Origin of the sequence: Bifidobacterium imperatoris (genome assembly GCF_002860405.1) — a bacterium.
GTDB lineage: Bacteria > Actinomycetota > Actinomycetes > Actinomycetales > Bifidobacteriaceae > Bifidobacterium > Bifidobacterium imperatoris.
This window is the reverse complement of sequence record NZ_NMWV01000001.1, coordinates 14625-35276: the sequence shown is the minus strand read 5'-3', so window position 1 is coordinate 35276 and position 20652 is coordinate 14625. Positions and strand designations below refer to the sequence as shown.

The window sequence follows — 20652 nt, the reverse complement described above, 5'->3', positions numbered from 1 at the left end:
GTCGATAGTTTACCGCATGCCTTGACGGCGGTATGTAAACTCACGTTAACTCGCCCGATTATTGGACGTAAATATATGAAAGGGGCGGGGATCATACGATCCTCGCCCCTTGAATTACCGAACTATATGCTCGATGTCAGGTGAGTTTCAACTCACTTCTTGGACATTGCAGCGTAGGTCGGGAGGTTCTGCCAATCGAAGGCGTAGCCGGACTTGATGTTCAGGGAAGCCACACCGTTAGCGTTGGAGTAGTACAGCGGGATAGCCGGCAGATCCTTGAGGAGGATCTCCTGAGCCTGCTGGTACAGCTTGTTGGCGTCATCGGTGGTCTTGGCAGCAGCAGCCTGCAGGCACAGGTTGTCGAAGTCAGGGTTCTTGTAATCACCATCGTTGGAGCCCTTGCCGTCAGCAGCAGCGGTCGAGTACAGCTGCCACAGGTAGTTCTCAGCGGACGGGTAATCAGGCTGCCAGCCGGTACGGAAGGCGCCGGTCATCTGACGGTTGGTCACAGCGTCGCGGAATTCCTGGAAGGTCGGAATCGGGTTGGTGGAAGCGTCGATGCCGAGGTTGTTCTTCAGCTGGTTCACGACAGCGTCGTAAAGCGGCTTAGCGCCACCATCAGCGTTGTAGGAGAAGGTCAGCGGGCCATCGTACTTGGAGATGGCGTCGGCCTTGGCCCACAGTTCCTTAGCCTTCTTGGCGTTGAACTTCAGGTTGTCAGCACCGTTCAGGGAGTCGGAGTAGCCCGGGGTCTTCGGGGAGGTGAAGTCGGTAGCGGCGGTTGCGTTGCCGTTCAGCACCTTGTCGATGATCTGGTCGCGGTCGATAGCCATAGAGATGGCCTGGCGACGCAGCTGGCCTTCTTCGTCGTTCTTGAAGTGGTCAAGGGTGGACGGAATGGTGAAGGTCTGGATGACGGAGCCAGCCTCGGAGTACGGCTGGACCTTCTTGTCGGTCTTGAAGGTCTTGGTGAAGGCGGCCGGGACGGATTCCATCACGTCGAGGTTGCCAGCCTGGATGTCGCGGTAAGCGGCGGAGTCGTCGGTGTAGACCTTGAAGGTCACGCCGTCGTTCTTGACTTCCTCGTTGCCCTTGTAGTCAGGGTTCTTCACGAGGGCGATTTCCTTGTTGTGATCCCAGTGGTCCAGCTTGTACGGGCCGTTGCCAACCGGCTTCTGGCCAAAGGCCTTCGGATCCTTGTAGAAGGACTCCGGCAGCGGAGCGAAGGCCAGGTAGCCGACCTTGATCGGGAACACGGAATCGGACTGGTTCAGGTCAACGGTGAAGGTGGTGTCGTCCACAACCTTCAGGCCGGAGAGCTGCTCGGTGCCCTTGAGGCCGTCAGCCTGCAGCTCGTCATAGCCCTTGATGGTGGAGAAGAAGGAAGAAGCCTTCTGAGCGTTCTTGGCGTTGGCAGCGTAGGACCAAGCCTTGGTGAAGGACTCAGCGGTGACCGGGGTGCCATCGGTGAACTTCCAGCCGGACTTCAGCTTGATGGTGTACTGGGTAGCGTCATCGTTCGGGGTGATGGACTCAGCCACTTCGTTGGAAGCCTTGCCATCCTTGTCGAAGGAGACCAGACGGGAGAACAGCAGATCGCCCGGCTTGCCGCCACCAGTTTCGTTGGTGTTGGACGGAATCAGCGGGTTCTGAGGCTCGGAGTTGTAAGCGGTGATGATGTTAGCGCCGGCAGTATCGGAGGCGGTGTTGGAGCTGGAGCCGCCGCAGGCGCTCAGCAGCATAGCCATGGAGCAAGCCACGGCAGCGAAAGCAAGAGCTTTCTTCTTCATATGTTTTCTCCTATTCATAAGGTCGCAGGGCCGAAGCCCCACTTTCACGCGAACGGGGCTGGCTACCAGAGGCGCGTTGTGCGCGCCTGCCGGCAAACCAACCCCGTTGCTGATTGATTGCATTGTCTCGCACTTTGGAGACAAGAAGCAAATTCCATGTTACGTATATGTTAAATCGATGGCCTTTCAAAGGCTATCTTCAGCCTGAACACAGCTTCATTGGGTAGTGTCCACATTTTGGTCAGGTCGGTTATGCTCGGGGGAAGGCCTGCACATATCGAGTCTTCAGCTGTTCAATGGAAACATGCGTGTACCGCTGCGTGGTTTTCAGCGAAGCATGACCAAGCAATTCCTGAACCTCTCTCAAGTCCGCTCCCCCATCCAGCATGTGCGTAGCCGCCGAGTGGCGCAACGCATGCGGACTAATGTCCGGAACTCCGGCTTCTTGCGCTGCCTTATGCACTACGTCGCGAGCCACACGTTGATTTAGCCGTCCACCGCGAGCGCCGAGGAATAGTGCATCCGCTGAATTCAGGTTTTCGAGTTTGGCTCGCCCTTCCACCAACCAGATTTCAAGAGCCCGCATTGCCGGAGCTCCGAAGGGCACCACGCGCTGTTTGTTGCCTTTGCCGGTGACTTTGATAGTGCGATTGGCGAAATCCACGTCATGAACATTCAGTGCTATCAACTCCGCAATACGAATGCCCGTGGCGTAGAGCAATTCAAGAATCGCAGTATTGCGCTGGGTTTCGGCACGCATGCGCACTTCAAGCCCGGTTTCGTTATTGTTGTTGGAGTCAGCCTCATCGACACTGGCATCGTCAGCATCCGCCTGATCCATGAGTTGCTCGGCTTGTACCTCGGTAAGCACCGATGGCAGCGTGTTGGGAATGGAAGGGGTCAGTAATGTGGCCGCCTGATTGGTGCGCATTATTCCGTGTTCATATCCCCAAGAGAAAAACCCGCGTACGGCCACGGTTTTGCGCGCCATACTGCTTCTTGCATGATTACGCGATTCCGAAGCCATCCAGCTGCGTAAATCATCGAGGGTTATCTCATTAAGATCACTTACTCCGCGGCGTACGAATAAGGCTAAACATGATTCGATATCACTGCGATACGCTTTCAGCGTATTTGCCGAAAGTCCTTTATTCGCTTTCAAGTGATTGATAAAGGCGTCAATATGCTGTTCGAAATGCATGCTGGCGAACGCCTCCCTTATGCTGAAATCACTCGTTGGATAAACTATAGAGCGTAATTCAACGAAACGGATTGGGGCATTATGGCACGGCACAGCGCGCGCGGCAGGAAGAACGTCATCGATCAGCAGGATCATGTGGTGGCTAGGGCTATTGATCTGACAAAAATCTACGGTGATGCGGACAATCAAGTCGTGGCGTTGGACCATGTGAACGTGGAATTCGAGCGTGGCCATATGACCGCTATTATGGGGCCCTCCGGATCAGGCAAATCCACGCTGATGCATTGCATGGCTGGGCTTGACCAGCCTACAAGCGGCAGAGTGATTGTTGAGGGATTGGAAGTTTCCTCAATGAACCAGCGCCAATTGACCAATCTGCGGCGCGAACAGATTGGTTTCATCTTCCAATCCTTCAATCTGGTTCCCACCCTCAGCGCCGAGGAGAATATTCTGCTGCCATTACAGATTGCGAAAAAGCCGATTGACCGCAAATGGTTCAAACAAGTGGTCAAGGTGGTGGGTCTTGAACGACGTCTCGATCATCGTCCAAGCCAGCTTTCCGGCGGCCAGCAGCAGCGCGTGGCTTGTGCCCGCGCGATGATGGCTCGCCCGTCCGTGATTTTTGCCGACGAACCTACCGGCAATCTGGATTCTCGCTCCAGCCGTGAGGTACTGGGCTTTTTGAAGCAGTCCGTGCACGAGTATGGGCAGTCGATTGTGATGGTGACTCATGATCCTCGTGCCGCCTCCTATGCCGATCGTGTGCTTGTTTTGGCGGATGGCCATATCACTCAGGATTTGCATCATCCTACGTATGAGCAAATTCTTGAGGTATTCGCCGATGACGCTGATGCTGGCAACGACTCCACTAATGCAGCGCATATGACGCAGGAGAGCCACGCATGATCATCATTGGCTTGCGCGATGCCCGCGCGCACTTCGGACGGTTCGTGATGTCCATCATCGCCATTGCATTAGGCGTGAGTTTCGTGGTTGGCTCGTTCTGTTTCCGCGAAATGATGAATAATCAGGTCGATCAGATGATGGCCTCGAATTCCGATGCCGACGTCTATGTGCGCGGCAACAAGGAACAGAAGGATTCCACGTCCGCAACGTTTGGAGCTTCTTCCGATTCAGGTTCCGGCTCGAGTTCAAGCTCGAATTCAACGTCGGCAGAGTCGAAAAACTACAATCGCATCGATATTGATCTGGTAGACACCATCAACGGCGTAACAGGCGTGGATACCGCCGAAGCTGTGTATGAGGTGAATGGTCTGGTGCTGGTGGGCAAAGACGATAATGCCGTCTCCACCACGGGCGGCGTGACCGTTGGCATGGGATTGGCGAAAGGTACTTGGCGTTCGGCTACCCTTACGCAGGGGCGCTGGGCCAAAGCCAAAGACGAAATCACGTTGCACACGTTCGCGGCCGAGAGCGCCGGTCTCAAGGTCGGCGACACCACGAAAATCGTGTATCCGGATGGTCCAGCCGACGTGCATGTGGTCGGTATTTTTTCCACTGCGTCTTCTCAGGCTGGGGCCATCATCATTGGTCTGAATCCTCAGACCGCGAAAGAGTATTTTCAACAGCAGTCTGGGCAGGTGGGCACTGCCCGGTATCTGACCGTATATGGTTCGGCTGCGGGCGGCCAACCATTGAATGTAGCGCAGCAGCAAACGCTGGCCGATAGCATTAATGCCGCATTGCCGTCCGATGCGCATGCGGTGGCGGTGACCGGCCAGAGTGTGCGCGACGATAATGCCGCAAGCACTAAGAAAGCATTGGGCTTTATTCAGCCGCTGATTCTTATTTTCGCGATTATCGCCTTGTTTGTTGGTTCGTTCATTATTACGAACACGTTCTCGATGATCGTGCGTGAATCGATGCGCGGTTATGCGCTGTTGCGCTCTATCGGCGCCTCCCCTATCCAAGTGTTCATCACGGTAGCCGTGCAAGCCATTCTGCTCGGTTTGGTCGGCTCCGGTATCGGCATAGGATTGGGCTGGCTCATGGTCAAAGGCATTGTGGCGCTGATGGCGCACATGGGCACGCCGATGACCGGCGCGGTGGATCCCAGCATTTCCGATATGCTGATCGGCTTAATCGTAGGCGTTCTAGTTACGTTCGTTGGTGCATCGTTGCCGGCTCGCCGTGCAGCGACAGCACCGCCGATTCAAGCGATGAATGAAACCGTCAACCCGGAGAAGCCGGTCTGGCCACGCGGCATTATCGGCACGGTGATGATTGTCTTAGGTTCCTTGGCATGGCTGTTATGCTGGCGTATCGCTTGGGCTAATGATGCCGATGTTGCCGTGTCTGACTGGAGCTGGTTCAACGATGGCGTCAAATCACTTGGCACCGGTTGGCCTTTGGGCATAGGCGCAGGTTTGGTGGTCATTGGTGTGATTGTGCTTGCTCCCGCTTTGGTGACTCCTACGAGCGCTGTGCTCGGTTGGATTCCCACGCATGTGTTCACCGTCACCGGCAAACTTGCCACACGCAATCTTTCGCGTGGCAAACGCCGTACTGCAAACACTGCGGCTGCATTATTCGTTGGCGTGGCCATCGTCAGCTGTCTGAGTGTGGTAGCCGCTTCGGCGAAGGCTTCGGTGGCCGGCATTGTGGATTCAGGTCTTCAATCCGATTTTTCTGCCATGTCAGTCTCCAGTGGGCAGATTCCAGATGATGCAATAGCTGCGATTAAGAAAACCAAGGGTGTGGGCACGGTATCGCAAAGCCGGATGCTTATGAACGTGACCTATGGTTCCGGTGATAAGGCAACTGTTGCGATGACGTTTGCAGAGCAGCCTTCCCTGTTCACGAAAGTGTTTGCCCCGGTAACCAATTCGGGCGATGCGAATACAGCATTGCGAAATGGCGAATTGGTGGTCGGCCTGCAGGTTGCAAAAGACAACGGCTGGAAGGTTGGTGACACGGTCAAAGTCAACGGGCAGCAGGTGGTGGTCGATAAGGAGGCCACGGCCAAGGCTCAAGCTGATTATCAGGCGCAGGTCAAGGCGAATATTGATGGTCTTACCGCCGAGGCGCAGCGATTGCTGGCTGCAGGAGACACGGCGGGAGCTCAGGCGAAATCAGCTGAGGCACAGAAGGCTGCCGAGGATGCGCAGAACGTCGATCCGGCGACTTTGGTGAAAACCAAAACCGAAACAACGCATGTCACGATGAAGATCGGTGCCATTATTGAGAATTCCATTTATCGTTCGATGGTGTTGATGAACGATGATGCGGCGGGCAAGATCGCGAATCAGTACACGATGTTCACCATCATGTTGTTCATTAATGCAAAGCACGGCGCCAATATCAATGTACTGAAAACACGATTGATTAAGGCTGTAAAACCATATTATGTGGTGAACGTGCAGGATCGAGACGAATTCAAATCCACAATGAGTTCGATGGTCGATCAAATTTTGCTGGTGTTGTATGCCTTGTTGGCACTATCGATTGTGATTGCAATCTTCGGCATTGTGAATACGCTGGCTTTGTCCGTCTCCGAGCGCACCAAAGAAATCGGCTTGCTTCGAGCCATAGGCACGTCGCGTGCACAAGTACGTGGCATGCTCGGCATTGAAGCGTCGATTATCGCGGTGTTCGGCACAGTACTAGGCATGGTAGTCGGCGTGGCAGCAGGCGTGGTCATCCGCGCTGTCTATGAGGCCAATGGTCTATCGGCATTGAGTATCCCGTGGAATCAACTGGGCGTATTCCTTGTGCTGTCGATTCTGGTGGGTCTTATTGCCTCCGTCTCCCCTGCCTCTCGCGCACTGAAGCAACCGGTACTGGATGCCGTAGCTGCTGAGTAGCAACCGGCTACGGGCGAGGATGTTGCTTCGGACGCTCCGGTACCGGCTTCAACGTGGCAATCTGCTCCTGATGGATGATTACGTTTTGTGCTGGGCGCGAACCATTGGCTGCAGGATCGCGCACCATCTCTAGCGTGTATCCATCCCATGAAGTCACATGACCTACATAGTCACGGAATTTCATACGCCCATCTTCTGGATCCACACCATCGGTAATGCGTACTACCACGCGAGCACCTACCGGAATCTGTCTTGGCAACGTCATGGTAATCATCCCCTATCTGTGCTATTCGCATCGTCAACGCTGACGTATCGCGATCACGTATTCCACTGTACGCCTATTGATCGCGATACGGCTTTAACGCGCGGCTATATTGCAGGACGCAGTTCAATGATCGCCTGCTGAAGATTGACGAAACCGGTAATCGCTTCACCTCGTCTGGCTGAGAACAACAGCGTCTGCTGCCATCCTCGTTCCGGGATTTCCAGCTCCTGCCGATTGAACGCATCCCCAGCATTGATTGCAGCCTTATAACGGCGGAACGGGTTACCTGCGGCAAAGAATTCCTTGAGAGCGTCGGAATCATTGTCATGAAGCTGATCGGCCACTGCGGTAAGTCGTGCGGCCATGCGGCGCAGCAAAACTTCCACGTTCAGGGCATCCTCCTCGACCATAGCCCGTGTACGGTCAGGGTCAGTGAGCGCCACACGAGTCATGTCGCGCCAGCAGCCAGCAGCCAGTGCCGCAGCGACATTACGATCCGGATTGGCGGACAGTTCGTTAATCAACGCAGTAGAAACCACATGGGGCATGTGCGAAATCATCGCAGCGCCTTTATCGTGGGTTTCATCGTCAAGCACAATGATTCTATTGCCCACATCATGCGTAATCATGGCGGCCACTGTGTAGAAACGGTTGTATGACGTATCTTCATCCACGGTCACTGCCCAGAGTGCATCATCGTAGAGATGCGGGTCGGCGGCTTGCCAGCCGGAAAGCTCATTGCCGGCCATTGGGTGAGCACCCACATAGCACTCCCCCAATCCCGCAGCCTTGACCTGATCGCGAACCATGCCTTTGACCGAGCCGACATCGGTAAGCGTGGTGCGAGGAGATTTGGCCAATAATGGCTTGAGTTCAGCGAGGATGGCAGGCATCGCTTTCAAAGGATTGCACAGCACTACCACATCAGGCTCCGCGCTCATCAGCTCGGCAAGAGTGCTCTTGCAGTAGATGCCATCCGCTTCGGCCTGAGCATACGGATGCGGCCGGTGATTCCATGCCACTACCCTGATGCCACGCTGAGCTAAACGTCTGGCCAGGGATCCACCGATGAGACCGAGTCCCACAATGCCAACTGTATCTACCACAACAGTTCCTTTCTTACGCTCTCAGTATGCTGCCAGCCATCTGGCGTATGTTCCGCATCAATATGAATGCCGCCTTCGGGCAACATCCATGCATCCACGGGCGGATTCGGACGTTCACGGCGAGGATAAACAGCCAAAGTCTTCATCCAAATACCCTTCATGGCCAAGATTTCCAGCACCTTTTGGAATCGAGGCTCCCAGGGAGCAGCATCCAACGTATCGATGAAGCTATACGTGCCATCATGACCTTTGATAGGTCGGGACATGAAACTGGTCATGTTCAATCCTGCAACGCGCAGAATATCAAGTATATTGGCCACGACTCCTGGCCCCGTGGCTAATGGGATGAAGGTGATGATGGTCTCAAAATCAGTCGCATTGCCATGCCGGGCGCGAGCATTGAGCTCCTGCACAACGTCGCGAGGTGCAATAACCAAGAAATCGGTCCTTGCACCGTTAAAATCCTGCACATGTTCGCCAAGCACGTCAAGATCGTAAAGTTTGCCACAAATGCTTGGGCCAAGTGCCACTTGGCCAGGTTGCAAATCACGGCAAGCGGCGGCGTTGGATGATGCCGGCTTAGGCTTGAGATGATGCTCCGCAATGAATTTCGTGCATTGTGCGAGGCCGTGCGGATGCGCGCTCACCGGCTGACCGACGCAATCATAAATAGCATGGCCTTTCACCGTGAACGCGTTGAATGCCACATCCACACTGACTCTGGTGAAACCTGCTACATCGGTGGAATCGATCAATGCGTCCAGATTCGGAACCACGTAACCTTCAACGTTGTTTTCCCACGCAATCACACCCCAACCTTGACGCGATTGCACAGCATTCATAATTGCCGGTACGTCAGGCAGCGGGATAAGATCAAAATCCGCCATAGGGGCGAACTGTTCGGCAGCCGTCATTGCCGCCTGATGGGTGAATGTGCCTTCCGGACCGAGATAATACAGTTGTATGCGCGCCATAACGCTCTATCGTAGCGGGTGAGATGCTGCTCCTGCACCGCAATTTCAGGAACACGGTATTTCTGGGAAAGTCATCACCAAAACGCGGGGCGTCAGTGTTTTGCAGGAATGACGAACCAGCGGGCGGGTAACACCAATAGCACAACCTGAATGATTACGATGCCATACAGCCAGATATACCCGGCATGCTGGGTGAAGTATGGCATATCACCTTGGAATCCGGCTACTATCAACGCTTTACCGGATGTTGTGGTCAAGGCAAGTCCCCATGCGGTCATCGAAGAAGTAATAAGATGCAATGCCAAGCCGGTGACACCGAGACGCGCACGCGCACACCACGAGGAAAGGATAACGAGCGCAAAGGCAAGCAGCAACCCGTATGGAATATTCATGTCCGCGCCCATACGATGCGCGAACGTACCCACAAACGCGGCAAGCGCGCCGGCCAAGATCGTAATTACCGCTCTGACCAACGCGCTCTGCCTATGCGACCAAGGTTTCATCTCACCTTACTTAGTCTGGTTATTTTGACGATGCCGAGGCGTTAAACGAACAGTCCAGTGGACTGTTCGTAGCCGAGGTGAGCGGATGCCACCATAGGGCATCCGCGAAGGCAGCGTCGTCAGAACAATCAAACTACTTAGTTTGATTGTTCTGACGACGCTGCTTGGCGCGCCACTTGTACCAGTCTTCACGGCCGAGGATGATCTTGCGCACGCGGATGGACTCCGGGGTCACTTCCACGCACTCGTCCTCGTTGGCGAAGTCCAGGGACTCTTCGAGGCTCATCTTGATCGGCGGGGTCAGGGTTTCCAGCACGTCGGCGGTGGAGGAACGCATGTTGGTCATGTGCTTGGCCAGCGTGATGTTCACATCCAGTTCGTCGGGCTTGTTGTTCACGCCCACAACCTGGCCTTCGTAGACCGGGGACTGCGGCTCGACGAAGAAGTTGCCGCGAGCTTGCAGGCGCTGCATGGCGTACGGAGTGGCGACGCCCTGACGGTCGGAAACCATAGAACCGTTCTGACGAGTCACGATCTGGCCAGCCCACGGAGCGTAACCGGCAGAGATGGAGGATGCGATGCCGGTGCCGCGGGTGGCGGACAGCAGTGCGGTGCGGAAGCCAATCAGACCGCGGGACGGCACGGTGAACTGCAGACGCACCCAACCGGAACCGTGGTTGGACATGGAGTCCATACGACCCTTACGATCGGCCATGAGCTGGGTGACCGTACCCATGTACTCTTCCGGCACGTCGATGGTGGTGCTTTCCATAGGCTCGTTGACCACGCCATCGATCTTCTTGGTGACCACCTGCGGGCGGCCAACGGTCAGCTCGTAGCCTTCACGACGCATCTGCTCGGCCAGCACAGCCAGTGCCAGCTCGCCACGGCCCTGAACTTCCCAAGCGTCAGGACGATCGGTCGGCAGCACCTTGATGGACACGTTACCGATGAGTTCGCGGTCCAGACGATCCTTGATCATGCGGGCGGTGAGCTTGTGATCTTTGCCTTCGGTGCCGGCCAGCGGGGAATCGTTGACACCGAAGGTCATGGAGATGGCCGGGTCGTCAACGTGAATCAGCGGCAGCGGCTTCGGATCGTTGGGATCGACGATGGTTTCACCGATCATGATGTCGTTCACGCCGGCGACTGCCACGATGTCGCCAGGACCAGCGGAGGCCACGGGGGTACGCTCAAGGCCCTGAGTGCGCAGCAGTTCGGCAACGCGGAAGTTCTCGATGGAGCCATCCACACGGCTCAGACCGTAGGTCTTGCCCTTCTCGAGGGTGCCGTTGTAGATGCGGACCAGGCCGAGTCGGCCAAGGAAGTCAGAGGAGTCGATGTTGGCCACATGTGCCTGCAGCGGTGCGCCTTCCTCGTATTCCGGAGCCGGAATGTACTTGATGATGTCTTCGAACAGCGGCTCAAGGTTGTCGTTGTCCGGCAGAGCACCGTTCTCCGGCTGGTTGGTGGAGGCGTAACCGGCTTTGGCGGCGCAGTAGACGACCGGCAGGTCGAGCAGGTGGTCGAGATCGAGGTCGATGCCTTCCTCGACAACGTCCTGAGCGAGGCCCAACAGCAAATCGGTGGATTCGGAAACGACCTCATCGATACGGGCATCTGGACGATCAACCTTGTTCACGCACAGAATGACCGGCAGCTTGGCTTCCAAAGCCTTACGCAGCACGAAACGAGTCTGCGGCAGCGGACCTTCGGAGGCGTCTACGAGCAGCACAACACCATCGACCATAGAGATGCCGCGCTCCACTTCACCGCCGAAGTCGGCGTGGCCAGGGGTGTCGATGATGTTCAGGGTGATGTCATCCGGGTGGCCATACTTGGCAGCCAGCGGGCCGGTGTATTCCACAGCCGTGTTCTTGGCGAGGATGGTGATGCCCTTCTCGCGCTCGAGATCGTTGGAGTCCATCACACGATCCGGGACTTCCTCACGCTCGTTGAACACGTGGGACTGCTGAAGCATGGCATTGACCAAGGTGGTCTTGCCGTGATCGACGTGAGCCACAATAGCCACATTACGGATATCTCCACGAACCGCCATCGAAACCTCTCTTAATACTGATTCTTTTGCGTAATCGTTCGGTACTTGCGTACTTATGTACTTATCTAATGGGTTTTGTTTTCCCTGTACTTACACACAAACCGTCACGAGTGTACCGGCACATCTTGACACATGCCGAGATCTCGCTTACTTCAAAAAATCAATGATATAGATTCCAAATATTGAACGGCAAGTAGCCCCCCCCCCACGCACCCCCGATAATTTTGGCAATTAGACATAGAGGTCTAAGTGAGAAAGAGGTTCATTATGGCTCATACTGCAACAAAAGCAACGATAGCTACTGTTGCTACGTTGGCTACATTGGCCGCTCCGGCTGTGGCTATGGCCGATGAGACGGCAAGCACCCAGCAGGACACTGCCTCGCAGGCAATCAGCCAGGCTCAGGATGCGGTGAACACCGCTCAGGAGAGCGTCCAGCAGGCGCAGCAGGCGGCTCCGACTTCGGTGACGGAGGCCCAGGCGAAGGCGGATGCGGCGGCAAGTGCGTTGGAGTCGGCGAAGCAGAATCTTGATGCGGCCGCTTCGGCGCAGCAGCAGGCGGCAACCCAGCAGACCCAGGCCCAGCAGGCGGCCGACAAGGCGCAGGCCGACCAGTCGCAGGCGCAGCAGGATGTTCAGGACGCCCCCGCGAAGATCGAACAGGCCCAGCAGGCGGTCCAGGACGCACAGAATGCAATCAAGCAGTCGCAGGATGCGATGAACCAGGCCCAGCAGGACAAGACCGCCGCCGAGTCGGAGAAGCAGACGGCCCAAGATGCGAAGAACAAGGCGCAGGCCGAATCCGACAAGCATCAGCAGGAGGCCGACAAGGCGCAGGCCGCTGTGGATGCGGCTTCGAAGGATGAGACGGCCGCACAGGAGAAGGCCGACAAGGCCGGCCAGTCGCTCACCGCGGCCCAGTCGAAGGCCGATAAGGCGGAGGCCGCGTTGAAGCAGGCGCAGGCCGCCAAGACCGCCGCGCAGAAGGATTTGGATGCCGCCAAGCAGGCGCAGTCCACGGCGACCGGCGACAAGAAGGCCGCCGATCAGGCCGTCAAGGACGCGCAGGCCAAATTGGACGCCGCCAGGAAGGCGGAGGCCGCCGCCAAGAGCGCGAAGGATAAGGCGGATGCGAAGGTCGAGCAGCTGTCCAAGGATGACGGCGGACTCTCGGACCTGGCCGCGCAGTTGAAGGCCGCGCAGGATGCCGCGACCCAGGCCAAGGCCGCACAGGCCAAGGCCGAAGCCGCAGCCAAGGCGGCGAACGATACGGCGGACGCGACGGGTGCCGATGCGACGGCGAAGCAGCAAGCCGCCGATCAGGCCGCGAAGGATGCGGCCGCGAAGAAGGAGTTCGCCGACCAGGCACAGGCCAAGCTCAGCCAGGGCGCGGTCGCCTACTTCGGCGACAAGGGCGCGGATCAGGCCGTCAAGGTGTTGACCGACCCGACGGTCACCAAGTATCTGGACTACGTGCATAACGGCGCGAAGGGTGACGCGACCACGTTGGACAACATGATCGCCGCGGTCAAGTGGATTCAGGAAGCGAACGAGCTGCGCGCCAAGGAGGGCGTGAAACCGGTGAAGGTGTCGGACACGCTGATGGCCATGTCGATGGCCGACGTGGACTACGCGTTCGACAACATCAACCATCCGAATCAGTATGCGGGTTCCGAGAATCTGGCATGGGGGTATTCGGATCCGTTCGACGGCTGGTACACGGAGGAGAAGGCCGGTTATGAGCGTGACATGACCGACGGGGTGCTCGACTGCAAAGACTCCGACGGCAAGACCATCACCGACTGCGATTACGGCCACTACACCAACCTCATCTATAAGAATCACACCATCACCGGTTTCGGCGTGGGACAGGCCGGTATTCTGACCGTGCACGGCCAGATGTTCGGCCAGGAGCGCTTCATCGGCATGGATGCGGGTCGTGTCATGGACGTGGACGCGTATCTCAAGGATCTCACCGACTACAAGGCATCGTTGACGAACGCCGACTCCACGTACCGGGATGCCCTGTCGAAGTCCGAGCAGGCAGCCAAGGCCGCGCAGACCGCCGCCGACAAGCTCGCCGAAGCGAAATCCGCCGCCGACAAGGCGGCCGCCGAGGCGAAGGCCGCGCAGGAGAAGGCCGACCAGCTCGCCGCCAAGGCGAAGGAGGCGCAGGCCGCGTACGACGAGGCGGTGAAGGCTCAGGGAGACAAGGCCCACGCGTTGGAGCAGGCCCGCAAGGAGCAGGATCAGGCCAACAGCGCGTACGAGACCGCGAAGCAGGCGACCGCAGCCGCCCAGGCGGATTCCGATACGGCGGCGAACGCCCAGAAGGACGCTCAGGCCAAGGTGGATGCCGCCGACCGGAAGGTGAAGGACACTCAAGCCGCCGTGGATTCGGCGGACGCGAGCATCGCGAAGGCCCAGTCGGATAAGACGGCCGCCGAGCAGGAGATCAAGGACGCTTCCGAAGCGAAGGCCGAGGCCGGCAAGGAGCTCCAGGCCGCGAAACAGGCGAAGACGGAGGCCGAAACCGCTTTGAAGACGGCCCAGACGGCGAAGGACGCATCCGACAGCCAAGTGAAGGACGCTCAGGCCAAGCTTGATGCCGCACAAGCCAAGGTGGATGCGGCCAAGCAGGCGTACGAGACCGCGAAGGCCACGCACGACCAGGCGGTGAAGACGAAGGATGAGGCGGAGAGCACCATCGCCTGGTACACCGCCGCCCCGGATCGTCTCGCCAAGGCCGAAGCCGCCCTCACGGAGGCGAACGCCAGGCTGACGGCCGCCAACGAGGCCAAGGCCAAGGCGGACGCCGCCTATGAGACCGCCAAAGCCACGTATGACACGGCCAAGACGGACAAGGATGCCGCCGACGCCGAGCTCGCCGCCGCCAAGAAGGCCCAGGCCGAAGCCGACAAGCAGGCCCAGGAGGAGCAGAAGAAGCAGCAGGAAGCCCAACAGAAGGCCGACCAGGCACAGCAGAAGGCGAATGCCGCCAAGAAGAAGGCTGAGACCCTGTCCAACACCGGCAGTGACACGAGCACCATTCTCACCCTCACCGCAATTCTCACCCTTGCTGGAGCCGGATGCGTGCTCACCCGCGTACGCGCCGCCAAGCATGCGGAAGGATGGCATCTTTCTAAGTAGCCATTAATACAGTAATGCCCTTGTGCCGCCAGTCAACAGGCAGCACAAGGGCATTACTTATATATCGAATCAGCCGAGGATTTCAGCAGAATCGGTGATGGTGATGAGCGGAGCAAACAGAGCCATCGTATCAAGAGCACGCTGATGGTTCTCAGGGCTTGAACCTTGGCAAGCGTCTGCTGCCACGCGCACGGCAACACCGGCATCAGCTGCGGCAAGCGCAGTGGTAACCACGCAGCAATCAGTGGCCACACCGCACACAGCAATCTTCTTGGCTCCACCAATGGCTTGAGCGAGCTCACTCCCCCACTTGCCGAACGTATCGCGGCTGACAATAGGATGACCGGCTGCGAGCGCGGCAGTATCCTGAGTCAAGTCATACATAGGATCATCCGGAGGCACTAGGAACTGCGGCCAATCCTTGAAGTAATCAATCCACGCATCCTGTGCCGGAGTTGGAGCCACATACCGGGTGTACACCACATGGTCACCATAGGCTTCGGCAAGAACTTTGAACGCGGCATCCGTGGCGTGGAAGGAGCCGTCCGGGCAAGCCCAATCGGACCAATCGGATTCAGCGAACACCTTCTGACGGTCGATAACCACCAGCCATTCATCGGATGGAACAGTCATAATTAGTTCTCCTTATCCTGTGCTTCCTGAGCGGCAATGTCACCACGCTGGAAAATCAGTGCGCCCACGAAGCCGATAACCAATGCCACAATCACGCCGAGGTTGGCGGATGCCCAAGCACCATCCTTGCCACCGAAGAGGCCGAGGAAGTAGCCTTGCCATTCCAGCCAGCTGGCGGACGTGTTGACCACAAGACCCCAGCCGAGCAGCGTGCCGACCACGAGAATTACCAAGGACTTCACATTCCATGCGCCGTAACGACCATCAGCCTTGTACAGGTCGTCGGTGTTGTAATCCTTTTTGCGCAGCAGCACATCGGCGATGAACAGACCGGTCCACACGGCCATAGGCACACCGAGCGTAATCAGGAAGCCTTGGAACGGACCGATGAAGGTATCGGAGAAGAAGGTCACATACACCACGCCGAGCACGGTCAACGCTGCGGTCAAGCCAGCGGCGGCCACGCGCGGCAGCTTGATGCCGAAGCTCAGCAAAGCAAGACCGTTGGAATAGTTATCCATAATGGCGCCAGACATAAGACCCAGCACAGCCACCAGCGTGAACGGCACCAGATACCAAGTCGGCAGAATAGAAGCCATAGCACCAATCGGATCATTGCCCACTGCATCAGACAACTTCTGGTTGGAGACGGCAAGCAAACCACCGTAGATCACCAGCAGCACCGGAGCGAGCGACGCACCAAAGGTGGACCAGAATACAATGCCTGCGTTAGAGGATTTACGCGGCAGGTAGCGGGAATAATCGGCGGCCACATTCACCCAGCCCAAACCGAATCCGGTCATCACAAACAGGAACGCGCCAAGTACGGACGGAGCGGAGCCGGCCTGCGAAGCGCCCACAGCGGCGAAATCAATGTGCGACCAGCCGAGAATCAAGAAGCCAATGGTCACCACACCGCTGATGATGGTGATGGCTTGCTGCGCTTTCATAATGAGGTCGTAACCGAAGATACCGGCCACGACCACCAGACCAACCACGATGATGGTGGAGATAATCTTCGGCGCGGCGCCGGAACCCCAACCGAGACGCTGGAATGTGGAGGCGAGTGCCAGCACAGCAGTGGTGGTCAAAGAGATTTCCCAACCGAGCGTGGCAATCCAGCTCAACACGGACGGCACCTTAGCGCCTTCCACACCAAAGGTGGCACGAGTGATAACCATCGTCGGAGCGTTGGCGCGCTTGCCGGCAATGGATACGATGCCCACCAGCAGGAAGGAGACAACAATGCCGAGGATTGCGGCAAGCGTTGCCTGCCAGAACGAAATGCCGAAGCCAAGTGCCCATGCGCCGTATGACATGGCGAGCACGGAAATATTGGCTGCGAACCAGGGCCAGAATAGGTCCTTCGGACTGCCGTGGCGGTCGGACTCGGCAATGGTGTCGATGCCCTGCTCCTCCACGGAGAGCGCGGAGCTCTTCTCCTTGGTGTCACTCATAGTGAACCTTCTTCTCTTGGTTTGATTATTGATTCATTCGACTTGAATCGAAAATGTTGTGTATGTTCGGTTATCTCTGTGCGGAGGGGGTAAGCGGCGCCAATGCATCATCATGAGCAGCATTGTGTCGGGGCTCCAGAGAAGCGACTGTATGATTGCCGGAATACGCGCTCGGAGAGCCGGGAATTCCTGACCGCTGCACAGTATCGTTCACCGGTTCTTTGGGAACGTACCGATATACTGCAGCCGGCCGCTGCCGACCTTCACGGCGTTTTTCTCCCGTGTCTTCCAAATCTCCCGAAGCTAGCATTTTGCGGCGGAAATTCGCCAAATCAATGCTTTGCCCGGCGATGGCCTCATATACATCATGTAACTGACGCAACGTGAACGTTGGCCCCAGTAGTCGAGTTGCCACATCGGAATATTCGATTTTGGAGCGCAGTCGCTCCAATGCATATTCGATGATGGCCCGATGGTCGAACGCCAGCTGAGGCAGATCATGCTCTGGGAACCATCGCACGTTGTCGCCATCCTCAAAAGCCGCGGCTTCGCTTTGCTCAACCAAAGCCCAGTACACGATGGATACCATCGGCAATCCGCCGTGGGATCGATCGGGATCGCCGAACGTGTAGAGCTGCTCCAGATAGCGCGGATGCAATGCCGTGGTGGATTCCAATGCTGCAAACGCCGACTGTTCAAGAGATCGATCGGCTCTTAAATGGCCGCCCGGCAAGGCCCAAGAGCCCATGAAGGGTTGACGCACACGCTTCACCAGCGGCATCCACAGCTGCGAATGCGCGGCATTGGGCGTGGTGCCAGTATCATCAGCATCCCTGGGACCAAGCGCAAGAATCACCACGGAAACACCGACTTGCGGCGGTGCGCTGCGACGTTCCGATACGTTGCCGAATCCCATGCCATGCTTCTTTCTTCAAGGTCACGGAACTGTGGCTGTCGCCGCAAGTCCCGCAGGAGCCTTCCCCTAACTGCTCAGCATAGCACTACTTTTAGTCAGAATGACTATAACTAACAGAAGTCGGTCACTCTATGGTTGACTCCGTGGATGACCCCACCTCATTCGTTTGCCTGGCAAGCTGCGTCATTTCGTTTGCCGATGGCAAGAACGGAGCCAGCGATGGCAGCTGTTCCAACGAATCAAGCCCCATACGTTCAAGGAATAATTCAGACGTAATCAGCAGCGCGGCACGCGTTTCCGGATCCACACCGCTTTCCTTAATCAGCCCGTGAATACTCAACGAGCGAATCACGCCATCCGAGTTGACACCGCGAATCGCCGCCACCTGAGCGCGGGTCACCGGCTGCTTATACGCCACGATAGCGAGCGCTTCCAAAGCAGCCTGGCTGAGTCTGGCGGTTTGTCCGTCAGTAACAAAAGCGGAAACTACCGGTTCGAACACCGCACGATTGGCGAATTGCCAGCCTCGTGCGGTATGCCTGAGCTCAAAGCCGCGCGGGCGAGCCTTGGCCTCTTGAACTTCAGATGATCCGTCATACTCCGCTTGCAATACCTGCAACGCTTGTTCAACCGTCGCAGCATCGATGGTGAGCACCCGTGCGATGCTTTCCGCGGTTTGCGGCTGATCGGCCACCATCAAAATGGCTTCAATACAGGCGGGCAAACCTCCCGGAAAATCATCAACAGTGAATTCCGGAAGCACGGCACGCGATTCATCGTTCATCAGGCAAAATCTCCTTCAGATATATTCACGTCGCTCATGGCATCATCCACACCGGCAACCCAACGTAATTCAAGCTCTTCAAATGGGCCACTCTGCCGGTATTGCACGGCTCCTTGTTTGAAGAACACCAGTATTGCCATAAATCGCGCGACTACTTCCAGGCGGGAAGCGCAATCCTCAGTCAGTTCGGCGAATGTCACGGATTGTTGAGTATTATGCTGTAGCGCATGCATCAGCCGGCTTCTCACCAGTGCGGATTGGGCACGTAAATCCACCAATGGCACATGAAGTTGATGTACGGCGACTTCAGACGCCGGCGCATTGGTAATCACCTGCGCGGCCAGCCGGGCCAAATCCGTGGGCGTTATTGTCCATACCAGTTCCGGCAGCATTGCCGCTATCGCATCATCCATATACGCCGGGTGCGGGAAACGCCCGGAATTGGCAGCCATCCGCGCGCGAAAATCAGATGCCGCTTGCTTATACGCACGGTATTGAATCAAACGCGCGAAGAGAAGGTCTCGCTCACGCAATGCTTCGAGACTCTGCTCGTCCGCTCGTTCCTCCTCATCGCCGGGCAGAATCGCCGCGCTTTTCGCCTCCACCAATATGGAGGCGATATCAAGAAACGCACTAGCCTCATCCATGTTCTTAGTGAAATCGAGCTTGCGCACATACGCTAGAAATTCTTCGGTAATCGAGGAAAGCGATACCTCGGTAAGTTCAAGTTTGTTATTGGCGATCAAACCCAACAGCACGTCAAACGGACCGGAATATACCTCCAGACTCACTTGGAATCCGGAGGCATCACTCTCCTTGCTGACTACTTCCTGCGCTCTATCATGCGCAACTTGGAAATCGGCGTCGCTCATAACCGACCGAGTAGAGTATGTGGCGCTTGCGTTACGCCACCACGCCGCGCGATATCATTTCACGCGCGACTTCGCGGTATTCCTTGGCGGTCTTGTGTCCCGGCGCATAAATCACAATCGGAGCCGCGGCAACAGTGGAATCCGGCAGCTTAATCGAACGAGAAATACAGGTGTGGAACACCTTATCCTTAAACGCTTCGTAAATGCGCTGGCAGACTTCCTCACAATGCAAGGTGTTGGTGTACATGGTGACCAGTACGCCGTCCACCTCCAAAGCCGGATTGATACGCGACTGCACCTTTTCGATGGATTGCATCAGTAATGCCACGCCTCGCAGAGCGAAGAACTCGGCAGCCACCGGAATGATGACGCCATCCGCAGCCGTCAACGCATTGACGGTGAGCAGGCCCAGCGAAGGCTGGCAATCCACGATAATGAGATCGTATTCGTTCTTCAGTTTGCGCAGCACGCCGTTCAGGATCTGTTCACGGCCCACCTCGGTAACCAGCTGTACTTCGGCAGCGGACAAATCAATGTTCGCGGGAATGATGTCGATGTTTTCGAACGCCGTATGCTGCACCACATCATGCGGATCTACGGAAATATCAAACAGGGCTGTATAAATCGTGTTGTCCACCGCATTCGCATTGATGCCGAGACCCACCGTTGCCGCACCCTGAGGATCAAAATCGACAATCAGCACACGGCGGCCATACTGGGCAAGAGCACCGGCGATATTGATGGAACTAGTGGTCTTACCTACGCCGCCCTTCTGGTTGCACATGGCGATGACCCTGGCCGGGCCATGCTGCTGCAACGGTTCGGGAGCGGGGAAGGTTTCATATTCACGTCCAAGCAGATCGGTAGGCATACTGTTTACCTTATCAACATCCTCGTCTGTTCGGGGGGTAACGACATACGTTCCGGCCATAGGCAAAGTTCCTTGCCTGAAACCGTCGACCGTTGTCCGGTCATCACGCCAGTCTTCCATCGTCGTTCCGCACCCCTTCATCGGTATCACCAACTGCCTTATAGCCTACTCTTTGAGGGATACCCGTCCAATTTATGCCGGAAAACCACTCGAGGCCCAGCTCATTGTTTGTATGTTCGCGTGATTA

General features: G+C 56.8%; 16 protein-coding genes. 3 read left to right on the top strand and 13 right to left on the bottom strand.

Annotated elements, in window-relative coordinates; translation table 11 throughout:
• Positions 1-152: 152 nt before the first annotated feature.
• Entirely contained in the window at positions 153-1790 is a 1638-nt protein-coding gene (locus Tam1G_RS00165) for a peptide ABC transporter substrate-binding protein (RefSeq protein ID WP_101625010.1), read from the bottom strand.
• Positions 1791-2040: 250 nt separating this feature from the next.
• On the bottom strand, positions 2041-2991 hold the full coding sequence (locus tag Tam1G_RS00160) for a tyrosine recombinase XerC (protein ID WP_101625009.1): 951 nt from the start codon (positions 2989-2991) through the stop codon (positions 2041-2043).
• 81 nt (positions 2992-3072) lie between these two features.
• Between Tam1G_RS00160 and Tam1G_RS00155 the strand changes: the two genes are divergently transcribed.
• Positions 3073-3897 carry an ABC transporter ATP-binding protein gene (locus Tam1G_RS00155; protein ID WP_101625008.1) on the top strand — a complete coding sequence of 275 codons (825 nt, stop codon included), beginning with the start codon at positions 3073-3075 and terminating at the stop codon, positions 3895-3897.
• Positions 3894-6815: an ABC transporter permease gene (locus Tam1G_RS00150; protein WP_101625007.1), complete on the top strand. Its 2922-nt coding sequence runs from the start codon at positions 3894-3896 to the stop codon at positions 6813-6815. The genes Tam1G_RS00155 and Tam1G_RS00150 overlap by 4 nt, the downstream gene beginning before the upstream one ends.
• Positions 6816-6822: 7 nt before the next feature.
• On the opposite strand, the gene Tam1G_RS00145 is transcribed toward Tam1G_RS00150, so the two are convergent.
• The 5 genes from Tam1G_RS00145 to typA all read right to left on the bottom strand — a co-directional run bounded on the left by Tam1G_RS00145 (position 6823) and on the right by typA (position 11722).
• Positions 6823-7080: a DUF6725 family protein gene (locus Tam1G_RS00145; protein WP_101625054.1), complete on the bottom strand. Its 258-nt coding sequence runs from the start codon at positions 7078-7080 to the stop codon at positions 6823-6825.
• A 104-nt stretch (positions 7081-7184) separates the two neighbouring features.
• On the bottom strand, positions 7185-8186 hold the full coding sequence (locus Tam1G_RS00140) for a prephenate dehydrogenase (RefSeq protein ID WP_101625006.1): 1002 nt from the start codon (positions 8184-8186) through the stop codon (positions 7185-7187).
• Positions 8180-9160, bottom strand: a complete 981-nt coding sequence (locus tag Tam1G_RS00135; protein ID WP_101625005.1) for a prephenate dehydratase — start codon at positions 9158-9160, stop codon at positions 8180-8182. The genes Tam1G_RS00140 and Tam1G_RS00135 overlap by 7 nt, the downstream gene beginning before the upstream one ends.
• A gap of 92 nt (positions 9161-9252) precedes the next feature.
• Complete coding sequence (locus Tam1G_RS00130; protein ID WP_101625004.1) at positions 9253-9663, bottom strand: alcohol dehydrogenase; 411 nt, start codon at positions 9661-9663, stop codon at positions 9253-9255.
• 133 nt (positions 9664-9796) lie between these two features.
• Positions 9797-11722, bottom strand: a complete 1926-nt coding sequence (gene typA / locus Tam1G_RS00125) for a translational GTPase TypA (protein ID WP_101625003.1) — start codon at positions 11720-11722, stop codon at positions 9797-9799.
• 267 nt (positions 11723-11989) lie between these two features.
• Between typA and Tam1G_RS00120 the strand changes: the two genes are divergently transcribed.
• Positions 11990-14872, top strand: coding sequence for a CAP domain-containing protein (locus Tam1G_RS00120; protein WP_101625002.1), 2883 nt, complete (start codon positions 11990-11992; stop codon positions 14870-14872).
• Positions 14873-14941: 69 nt separating this feature from the next.
• Here Tam1G_RS00120 and Tam1G_RS00115 read toward each other — a convergent pair whose 3' ends face one another.
• From Tam1G_RS00115 to Tam1G_RS00090, 6 genes are all read right to left on the bottom strand, one after another.
• Positions 14942-15505 carry an isochorismatase family protein gene (locus tag Tam1G_RS00115; RefSeq protein WP_101625001.1) on the bottom strand — a complete coding sequence of 188 codons (564 nt, stop codon included), beginning with the start codon at positions 15503-15505 and terminating at the stop codon, positions 14942-14944.
• A 2-nt stretch (positions 15506-15507) separates the two neighbouring features.
• Positions 15508-16962 (bottom strand): purine-cytosine permease family protein, encoded by a 1455-nt coding sequence (locus Tam1G_RS00110; RefSeq protein WP_101625000.1) that lies wholly within the window; start codon positions 16960-16962, stop codon positions 15508-15510.
• Positions 16963-17032: 70 nt separating this feature from the next.
• A complete protein-coding gene (locus tag Tam1G_RS00105; RefSeq protein ID WP_101624999.1) occupies positions 17033-17878 on the bottom strand; it encodes an NUDIX hydrolase in 846 nt (281 codons plus the stop codon).
• Positions 17879-18002: 124 nt separating this feature from the next.
• Positions 18003-18662, bottom strand: coding sequence for an SMC-Scp complex subunit ScpB (scpB, locus tag Tam1G_RS00100; RefSeq protein WP_101624998.1), 660 nt, complete (start codon positions 18660-18662; stop codon positions 18003-18005).
• Positions 18662-19534 (bottom strand): segregation and condensation protein A, encoded by an 873-nt coding sequence (locus Tam1G_RS00095; protein WP_101624997.1) that lies wholly within the window; start codon positions 19532-19534, stop codon positions 18662-18664. Before Tam1G_RS00095 ends, scpB begins: the two co-directional genes overlap by 1 nt.
• A 31-nt stretch (positions 19535-19565) precedes the next feature.
• On the bottom strand, positions 19566-20405 hold the full coding sequence (locus Tam1G_RS00090; RefSeq protein WP_033890172.1) for a ParA family protein: 840 nt from the start codon (positions 20403-20405) through the stop codon (positions 19566-19568).
• Positions 20406-20652 lie beyond the last annotated feature (247 nt).

Coding starts and splice junctions, on each gene's coding strand:
- Tam1G_RS00165 (WP_101625010.1), bottom strand. CDS start 1,790: ATGAAGAAGAAAGCTCTTGCTTTCGCTGCCGTGGCTTGCTCCATGGCT.
- Tam1G_RS00160 (WP_101625009.1), bottom strand. CDS start 2,991: ATGCATTTCGAACAGCATATTGACGCCTTTATCAATCACTTGAAAGCG.
- Tam1G_RS00155 (WP_101625008.1), top strand. CDS start 3,073: ATGGCACGGCACAGCGCGCGCGGCAGGAAGAACGTCATCGATCAGCAG.
- Tam1G_RS00150 (WP_101625007.1), top strand. CDS start 3,894: ATGATCATCATTGGCTTGCGCGATGCCCGCGCGCACTTCGGACGGTTC.
- Tam1G_RS00145 (WP_101625054.1), bottom strand. CDS start 7,080: ATGACGTTGCCAAGACAGATTCCGGTAGGTGCTCGCGTGGTAGTACGC.
- Tam1G_RS00135 (WP_101625005.1), bottom strand. CDS start 9,160: ATGGCGCGCATACAACTGTATTATCTCGGTCCGGAAGGCACATTCACC.
- Tam1G_RS00130 (WP_101625004.1), bottom strand. CDS start 9,663: ATGAAACCTTGGTCGCATAGGCAGAGCGCGTTGGTCAGAGCGGTAATT.
- typA (WP_101625003.1), bottom strand. CDS start 11,722: ATGGCGGTTCGTGGAGATATCCGTAATGTGGCTATTGTGGCTCACGTC.
- Tam1G_RS00120 (WP_101625002.1), top strand. CDS start 11,990: ATGGCTCATACTGCAACAAAAGCAACGATAGCTACTGTTGCTACGTTG.
- Tam1G_RS00115 (WP_101625001.1), bottom strand. CDS start 15,505: ATGACTGTTCCATCCGATGAATGGCTGGTGGTTATCGACCGTCAGAAG.
- Tam1G_RS00110 (WP_101625000.1), bottom strand. CDS start 16,962: ATGAGTGACACCAAGGAGAAGAGCTCCGCGCTCTCCGTGGAGGAGCAG.
- Tam1G_RS00105 (WP_101624999.1), bottom strand. CDS start 17,878: ATGGGATTCGGCAACGTATCGGAACGTCGCAGCGCACCGCCGCAAGTC.
- scpB (WP_101624998.1), bottom strand. CDS start 18,662: ATGAACGATGAATCGCGTGCCGTGCTTCCGGAATTCACTGTTGATGAT.
- Tam1G_RS00095 (WP_101624997.1), bottom strand. CDS start 19,534: ATGAGCGACGCCGATTTCCAAGTTGCGCATGATAGAGCGCAGGAAGTA.
- Tam1G_RS00090 (WP_033890172.1), bottom strand. CDS start 20,405: ATGCCTACCGATCTGCTTGGACGTGAATATGAAACCTTCCCCGCTCCC.